Here is a 7,829-nt window from a genome sequence, read left to right as displayed (position 1 = left end):
GTTTCAGCCATCCAAAACTTATTAGATCCTTTTCATTCAAAGTACAGATATTGTTGCTGGCTTATCATATTTTTAATATGCAATGGCATTGTGACCAGTCGCGCCCCTACCTATTGACCCAGGTGCTCGCTAACGCTAATCACGTAGCAAGCGAAAGACCTCGCGCAGCTTGGCGGGGTCTTTGATGCCGGGCTGGCTCTCGACACCGCTGTTGATATCGAGGTGCTCGGCTGTCGTCGAGGCCACTGCGGAGCTGACGTTGTCGGGCGACAAGCCACCTGCGAGCACCCAGTGCGTCTGCGGATGCTCGGCTTTGAGCTGATTGAAACGTGCCCAGTCGCCTACTTTTCCAGTGCCTCCGACTTGATTCTTTGCGAAGGTGTCGATCAGAATGCTGTCGGCATAGTCTAACATCGCGACGGGGAAGCAATCTTCCGGCGCCATGCGAGGAGCCAACCAGAGCCGCTCACGCCCCACCAGCTGCGACCATGCGCGAAGCGTCGCCGTGTCTGTGTCGACGGGACAGTGAATCTGAAAATAATCGAAACCGGCATCGCGATAGCGCGCCAAATCCGCTGGATCAGTGGCGACGTCGACCATCACCCGCTTGCCCACCGGCACGCGCGATGCGAGTTCACGCGCGCGCTCAAGACTGAGCCCACGCGGTGATTTCGAATACATGATAAAGCCGCAGTAGTCCGCCCCGAGCGAAAGCGTCAAATCGACGTCTTCCTCTCGGGTCAGACCACAGACTTTAATTTGGAGCGTGCGCGCCATGTATTTTTTTTCAAATAGGAGTCTCTTTAAGCGAGACTTACTGACCGATCTTAATCAGCTCGACATCGAAGACTAAGGTGCCTGCAGGTGCACCGCCTTGTGGCTTGTCGCCATAAGCGAGCTTACCGGGAATCCAAAAACGGCGCTTTTCGCCTTCAACCATAAGTTGCACCCCTTCTGTCCAACCGGGGATCACTTGGTATAGACCAAAGGTCGCGGGAGAGCCACGCATGACGGAGCTGTCGAACATTTGACCGTCGGTAGTCCAACCACTGTAGTGCACGGTCACCATATCTTGCTTGCTTGGGTGCTGGCTACCTGTGCCGGCAGAGAGCACACGCGAAGCGAGGCCGCTTTCACGCACTTCGGCGTTGGCAGGCACGGATGCGACATCTTCAGGCACCTTGGGGGGCTCTGGTGCTTTTTCAATACCGAGCAGCTCGACATCAAATACAAGTAAACCGCCTGGACGGCCGCCACCTGGGTTTTCGCCATAAGCGAGCTCTGCGGGAATCCAGAAGCGGCGTTTTTCACCGACAACCATCAGCTGCAGACCTTCGGTCCAACCCTTGATCACGCGATTGAGCGGGAAGCTAGTGGGTGAACCGCGCTTTACAGAACTATCGAACATTTGTCCGTCAGTAGTCCAGCCGCTATAGTGCACGGTCACGGTATCGGCCGCTGCGGGTGATTCAGCGCCGGAGCCTGCTGTCAATACACGCGAAGCGAGACCAGAAGCGGTGACTTCTGCGTCGGATGGAACGGAGTTTACGTCTTTAGGAGTTTCTAACATAGAATAGGTATCGTTTTCGGACGCGCTAGAGGTCAACGGAAAAGCGCAGATAGAACCAAGTAGTGCGGCACTCAGCATGAGGAGGAGGTGGTTGTTTTTGGACTTCATAATTATAGTTTAGGGTGAATCAAAATGAAACAGTTAAGTGAGTCTATCACGATGGCAAATGTAAGCGAACAGTAGAGAGCACTCTTTCCAGCCACATCTTCTATCCTGCAATCGCTCGCTGGTAGAGACAGATTTTATAGAGCTAAGGACATTTCAGATAGACTCTACATAAATATGCTGATTTTTGAATGGGAGTTAACTTCTTTTCATGAAATATTACCTGAATTGTTACTTGTCCCACTCCCCAAGTATCAAGGTAAATCGGCCAGGAATCGAAACACAATAGAATGTTTAGCCCACTACATACCCATATACAACGGCTGACGACGATCTACGATGAGCACAATCACTTTATCCGTCTCAAAGCCCGTTTATTCCTTAGTCTCAACTTTCTGCTGCTGACGCTCGTGCTGTTGAATTTAGCTCGTTTCTTGTGGTTCCAACCGCCGAACCTAAGTATCCGAATCGCTTTGAATGTGCTCATCGCCTCAACAAGTATCGTCTCCTTAAGCTTGGCAGCAAAAGGGAGACTGGAGTTTGCGGGCTCTACCTTGTCAATTGCACTAGCGGTCCCCATCCACGCTCTCATTCTGATACTGCCGGCAAACTATTTTCATGAACCTTTAGGAGCGGCATTCCAACTTTATGTATTCGATACTTTCTTACTCTTTTTAGCCTTAATTTTCGCCACCAAACGTAGCGCAATCATTTGCTTCGCCATCATCATAGTAGGGAATGTAAATCTTTACTATAAAACGCTACAGAGCGATACCATCCTCGGGAGTCTAAACTTCGCCGCGCACAGCTTAGCCCGCGATGGCATACTCGCCTTTACCTGTTTTTTCGCCATAGGCCTGATGTTAGTGGCCATTTTACAAGCGACTGCCGGACGCAGTGAACAGGCGCTCAAGTCTGTCAAAACGATGAATGAACGCCTCGAAACACGAGTCAACGAGCGCACACGGGAACTCGAAGCAGCCACACAGAAAGCCAATACGGCCTCTCAGGCAAAAAGCGACTTCTTGGCGACTATGAGCCATGAAATACGCACCCCACTCTATGGTATTATCGCACACGCGGAACTGTTAAAACAAAAACAACTGGAGCGCTCACAGGATGAATTGAAAGATTTAAACGCGATTGCGAGCTCCAGTGAAGTTTTACTCTGCTTAATTAATGACATTCTCGATTTTTCTAAGATCGAGGCGAATCAACTCAAACTGGAAACTTCAGTCTTTTCACTGAACCAATTAGTAAAAGAGAGCATCGCAACCGTCACGTCCAATGCCACTCAAAAAGGACTGCACGTCGATTTTCCACAGTACAGGCAAGATGAAGTGTGCTTAGCTGGGGATAGTCTACGCCTGAAACAGATCATCTTAAACTTGTTGAGTAATGCGATAAAATTCACCCCGCAGGGGGGAGCGATCACAGTAAATGCTCATTTAAGTAAGTTGAAAGCCAATCAGGCACAGGTTCAATTTGCAGTGACAGATACCGGGATTGGCATGGATACAAGTATCCAGCAAACCATCTTTAATCGCTTCACACAGGCCAACAGCTCCACGACACGTCAGTATGGTGGCACAGGACTCGGACTCGCCATCTGCTCACAATTAATCGTCATGATGGGCGGCCAATTAACTGTAGAAAGTGAACCTAACCAAGGGTCAACCTTCGCATTCACACTCACTTTTCCTATCGTTCAGCAGGCGAACAAAGCTGCAGCGCCGAAACGTTCGACCTATGCACCTATAGGCATGCATATTCTGGTCGTTGAAGATAATCTTGCGAACCAAGTCATCATTAGTCGCCAGCTCAAGGCACTAGGTTGTAGCTTACAGGTGGCTAACAATGGTGCGGAAGCGATCGAAATACTCGAATCAAACAGTAATTTTCATTTAATATTAATGGATAATAACATGCCGATTATGGATGGCCTAAGCGCAGCAAAACTCATTCGCGAATGGAGCCAGCTCAAAACTTCAAGTCCACAGCAGACACATGCCTCTAAACTCCCGATTATTGTATTCACGGCGAACTTAATCCATCCCAGTAGTTTTCAACAACACTACCCAGACATGACGGACTTCTTAATCAAGCCACTACAAATACAGCAATTACACGACATGCTTGTAAAATTCCGCCCACAGGCCGAGCACGCAGAAGCCTAAGCAGTGACTGACAGAGCCTCAGAAAAGCTTTTCAGCACTCTCACAACTTACAACATTGCCAGCTGCCACGAGACAAATATGCTATGTCCTATGAAATTAGCACAAGGACAAATATGGAAGACCTCGGCAGAGGTACACAGTCACGCTGGCGATCCAGTCTATTTACGCATTGTCGAATTAGAACGTCTATCAGTTACCTACAAAGAAATGCTTCAACCCAACACTAAAGACGGCCATCACAAGCAAACGACGAAAAAGGTATTCTGCCGCTTACTCAAAAATGCCGAATTACTATCGGACGTGCACTAAGTTTAACGATTCAGAGAATGCAAGCATGGCATGAAAATTAAACGCGCAGACATCCTAAGTCGCACATTAACCGGACGCTGCCCTAATTGCGGGCATTTTGGGATTTTTAAAAACTGGTTTCGTCTGCACAAAAGCTGCCCTCAATGTGCAATGGAACTGGAGAAAGAAGAGTCTGGTTTTTATTTCGGCACCACTTCCATCGGCTATGTGTTAGCTATTGTTTTAGTCATCATACCAGTGTGTATCTTAGTGGTATTGAATATGCTAAATGTATGGCTAGGCGTTAGCATTGCGATCATTGGCTCCACACTGTTATGCACCTTACTGTATCCAATAATGCTCTGCTGGGTGCTGATGCTTTATTATACTGTGCAAGCCGACGAACTACCACAGAACCTAAGCGACACAGCACATGATGAGGCACGCTAGAATCGTATGAACAAGACATTATTGTCACCATCGGAATGGCAGTTAATAGCGGCACAACATCGAGAACGTGCGGAAGCTTGGACACTGCCCTATCGCTCGCGTCGTGCCGCAGGGCAAATGCATCCGATCTACGACTTTCTCTTTATCTACTATCGCAATAAGCCCTCTCAGTTAGAAGTATGGCACCCAGGCATAGAAAACGCACTCGCTGGTGCACAGCTAAACGCGACCTATAAAGATAAATATTATCAGCAAGCAAATTCAGTCCTGACACTGGCCCCTCAACGTATGACGCCCGCGACACGACATCGTTTGGAGATGGCACTCAAGCTTTGCCAAACCATCGATGCCCGCCCGCCTGCCTTTGCGTGCTTCGGCATGCACGAATGGGCAATGGTCTACCGTGGCGATACGGAAGGTGAAGTACGCCACGCTGAACGTCTCCCCTTACGCCTCTCACAGGAAGCAACGGACGCCTACGTCCGCAGTCGTCCCATTCAATGCAGTCATTTCGATGCTTTCCGTTTTTTCAGCCCGGGAGCTAAAGTATTTAATCGATTGCAACCGAAAAAGGAAAGTCGCCTCGATAATGAACAGTGTGGCTGTTTACACACCAATATGGACCTGTATAAATTAGCCTCCCAATGCATGCCGTGGATCGGATCAGAGTTGCTATGGAAGTGCTTTATCTTTGCAGTCGATGCACGCAAACTGGATATGCAAGCCAGTCCCTACGATTGTAGTTCACTCGGTTTTGAAGCGGTCCCAGTGGAAACCGCCACTGGTAAAATCGAGTATGAAAGAAGGCAACGCGCACTCAGTGAAGCTGCCAAGCCTTTACGCAGCGAGTTGATTGCACGTCTGGAATTATTACTGCAAGAATCAGGATCGAGCGCATCGAAGGAGGCCAAACCAGCTGCAGCCATCGTCACTGGCGCCGCGAATGATTATACCACTGCTAAGAATATATGATCTATAAGCTTGGCCTTTGCGTAGCCTCGAAACTTTATTTCGGGGAGCGATCGGCATCGCCCCGGTTCCTAGAACCGAGGTTACAATATATATATCTATTAGGACCAAACTTTTTTCGAATTGGTATTCGCTAGCGATCAAATCTCAAAGTCATGGTTATGCGCCTGCCCCGCTCCACTCGGGATATGAATTTCTGTGACCATATCCTGGACATGTTGTGGTGCATCACCGGTGAATGCCTTCACTGTAAAAGCAACGATAAAATTCAGCAGCATGCCCACGAATCCAATCCCTTCGGGAGTGATGCCCCAAAGCAACTGTTCGGAATGACCACCTAAGAATTGGAAATAGACAATGTAGCCAATGGTAAAAGAGATCCCCACCAGCATACCGGAAATCGCTCCCACTCGATTCATTTTCTTAGAGAAGATACCAATCAATAAAGTAGGAAAGAATGAAGAAGCCGCTAAACCAAAAGCAAACGCAACTGTCTTAGCAATAAATGCGGAAGGCGGATTAATCCCAAAATAAGCGGCCACAGCCAGCGCTACGAACGATGCGATACGCGCATAGTTCACCTCTTCACGATCACTTAAGTCCGGCTTGATAATCTTCTTCATTAAGTCGTGTGATATGGAGGTCGAAAGCACTAATAACAAGCCCGCCGCAGTTGACAGTGCCGCAGCAATACATCCCGCCATCAGCAATGCAATCACCCACATCGGAAGGCCCGCCATATATGGGTTGGCCATCACCATGATATCATTGCCAAACCAGAGTTCATTAGGATTAGAATCGTCTGCCTTACTGGCTAGCAGGCGCTCGCCATGCATACCAATTCGCTGGTTCTCCGGCGCATCATAGCTAGGATATATGGGAGCTTTGCTTTGGAACACACTAAAGGTCCCCGCTTCAGATTTAGCGGGTCCACAGTATTGAATCACACCATCACCATTTTTATCCACCCATGCCATCTGACCGGTCGCTTCGAAATCGTAGAACCACGCAGGCGCATCCGAATAAGCTGTGCCATTAAGTTTCTCGATCAGATTGACCCGTGAAAAGGCCCCAATCGCAGGAGCGGTGAGATAAATGACGGCAATGAAACTTAAGGTCCATGCTGCTGAACGTCGCACCGAGCGCACATTCTTTACCGTGAAAAAGCGCACAATGACATGCGGCAAGCCTGCTGTGCCACACATCAGCGCTGCAGTAATACAAAACATATTAATGGTGGACATTTGGCCAGAAGTATATTCTTGGAAGCCAAGCTCGCTATTAATATTGTTGAGCTTCTCTAAGAATGGCAACACTGGCTCACTCATCGTAAAATTGCCGATCAAGCCCAGTTGAGGGATCACATTTCCCGTCAATGCCATTGCGATGTAGATTGCTGGAATCGTGTAGGCAAAGGCCATCACACAATACTGTGCCACCTGAGTGTAAGTGATGCCCTTCATCCCTCCTAATCCCGCATAAGCAAACACGATCGCCGCGCCAATGATCACACCAAAGGGAATACTAATGCCGAACAACTGGGAAAACACCACGCCTACACCACGCATCTGCCCCATAATATAAGTCATACAAATGAAAATGGCACAGACTACAGCGACCCCACGTGCAAACTTGGAGTAATACCGATCTCCAATGAAATCGGGCACAGTCGCCTTGCCAAATTTTCGCAAATACGGTACCATCAGGACAGTCAACAACACAAAACCACCCGTCCACCCCATAAGGAAACGTGAGGCATCATACCCGCTGATTGCCACAGTGCCTGCCATCGAAATAAAGGTAGCTGCCGACATCCAATCAGCCGCAGTGGCCATCCCATTTGCAAAAGGTGAAACGCCACCGCCGGCGGTATAGTATTCCTTAGTTGACGCGGCTCGCGAGCGCACCGCAATAGTGATGTAGAGGGCAAAACTGAGCCCAATAAAAATAAAATTCAGGGTATCTTGAGACATGGTATAGGAGTGCTAGCGCTCTTCGGAGTAACCGTGTTTACGGTCAAGACGATTCATCAAGCAGGCAAAAACGATTAAAATCAGGACGAATCCAATGATGGCTCCTTGTTGCGCCATCCAAAACCCAAAGGGAGCGCCGCCCACCTTGGGCGCATGTATATCCAACCAGTCTCGCAGTAAAATGCCTGCGCCAAAACTGATAGTAAACCAGACAGTGAGCAGACAAAGAGTAATTTTTAAACAGGCACGGCGATGTGCACGGGGGTGATCCACTTCCATATTCTTATAAGGGGTATT

General features: G+C 48.7%; 8 protein-coding genes. 4 read left to right on the top strand and 4 right to left on the bottom strand.

Annotated features, from left to right (window positions below; translation table 11 throughout):
- Positions 1 to 135: 135 nt before the first annotated feature.
- Both QEH59_RS16320 and QEH59_RS16315 read right to left on the bottom strand, forming a co-directional pair.
- Positions 136 to 777 (bottom strand): phosphoribosylanthranilate isomerase, encoded by a 642-nt coding sequence (locus QEH59_RS16320; RefSeq protein WP_308986453.1) that lies wholly within the window; start codon positions 775 to 777, stop codon positions 136 to 138.
- A 37-nt stretch (positions 778 to 814) separates the two neighbouring features.
- The gene (locus tag QEH59_RS16315) at positions 815 to 1,678 is read right to left on the bottom strand and encodes an FKBP-type peptidyl-prolyl cis-trans isomerase (RefSeq protein ID WP_308986452.1); all 864 of its coding nucleotides are present in this window, start codon (positions 1,676 to 1,678) and stop codon (positions 815 to 817) included.
- Between the two features lie 287 nt (positions 1,679 to 1,965).
- Here QEH59_RS16315 and QEH59_RS16310 point away from each other — a divergent pair, with 287 nt between their 5' ends.
- The 4 genes from QEH59_RS16310 (at position 1,966) to QEH59_RS16295 (ending at position 5,562) form a co-directional block, all read left to right on the top strand.
- The gene (locus tag QEH59_RS16310; RefSeq protein ID WP_308986451.1) at positions 1,966 to 3,852 is read left to right on the top strand and encodes an ATP-binding protein; all 1,887 of its coding nucleotides are present in this window, start codon (positions 1,966 to 1,968) and stop codon (positions 3,850 to 3,852) included.
- A 90-nt stretch (positions 3,853 to 3,942) separates the two neighbouring features.
- The gene (locus QEH59_RS16305; protein WP_308986450.1) at positions 3,943 to 4,161 is read left to right on the top strand and encodes a hypothetical protein; all 219 of its coding nucleotides are present in this window, start codon (positions 3,943 to 3,945) and stop codon (positions 4,159 to 4,161) included.
- Between the two features lie 30 nt (positions 4,162 to 4,191).
- Positions 4,192 to 4,590 carry a DUF983 domain-containing protein gene (locus QEH59_RS16300; RefSeq protein WP_308986449.1) on the top strand — a complete coding sequence of 133 codons (399 nt, stop codon included), beginning with the start codon at positions 4,192 to 4,194 and terminating at the stop codon, positions 4,588 to 4,590.
- A 6-nt stretch (positions 4,591 to 4,596) separates the two neighbouring features.
- Entirely contained in the window at positions 4,597 to 5,562 is a 966-nt protein-coding gene (locus tag QEH59_RS16295) for a hypothetical protein (protein ID WP_308986448.1), read from the top strand.
- A gap of 137 nt (positions 5,563 to 5,699) precedes the next feature.
- Here the strand turns inward: QEH59_RS16295 and QEH59_RS16290 are convergent, their stop codons facing one another.
- Positions 5,700 to 7,532, bottom strand: coding sequence for a sodium:solute symporter family protein (locus QEH59_RS16290; protein WP_308986447.1), 1,833 nt, complete (start codon positions 7,530 to 7,532; stop codon positions 5,700 to 5,702).
- A 12-nt stretch (positions 7,533 to 7,544) separates the two neighbouring features.
- Positions 7,545 to 7,811 (bottom strand): DUF4212 domain-containing protein, encoded by a 267-nt coding sequence (locus QEH59_RS16285; RefSeq protein ID WP_308986446.1) that lies wholly within the window; start codon positions 7,809 to 7,811, stop codon positions 7,545 to 7,547.
- Positions 7,812 to 7,829: the final 18 nt, after the last annotated feature.

Source organism: Thalassobacterium sedimentorum (assembly GCF_031127905.1).
GTDB classification, from domain to species: domain Bacteria; phylum Verrucomicrobiota; class Verrucomicrobiia; order Opitutales; family Coraliomargaritaceae; genus Thalassobacterium; species Thalassobacterium sedimentorum.
Note: the sequence above shows the minus strand (reverse complement) of the source record. Positions and strands in the feature narration are given on the sequence as shown.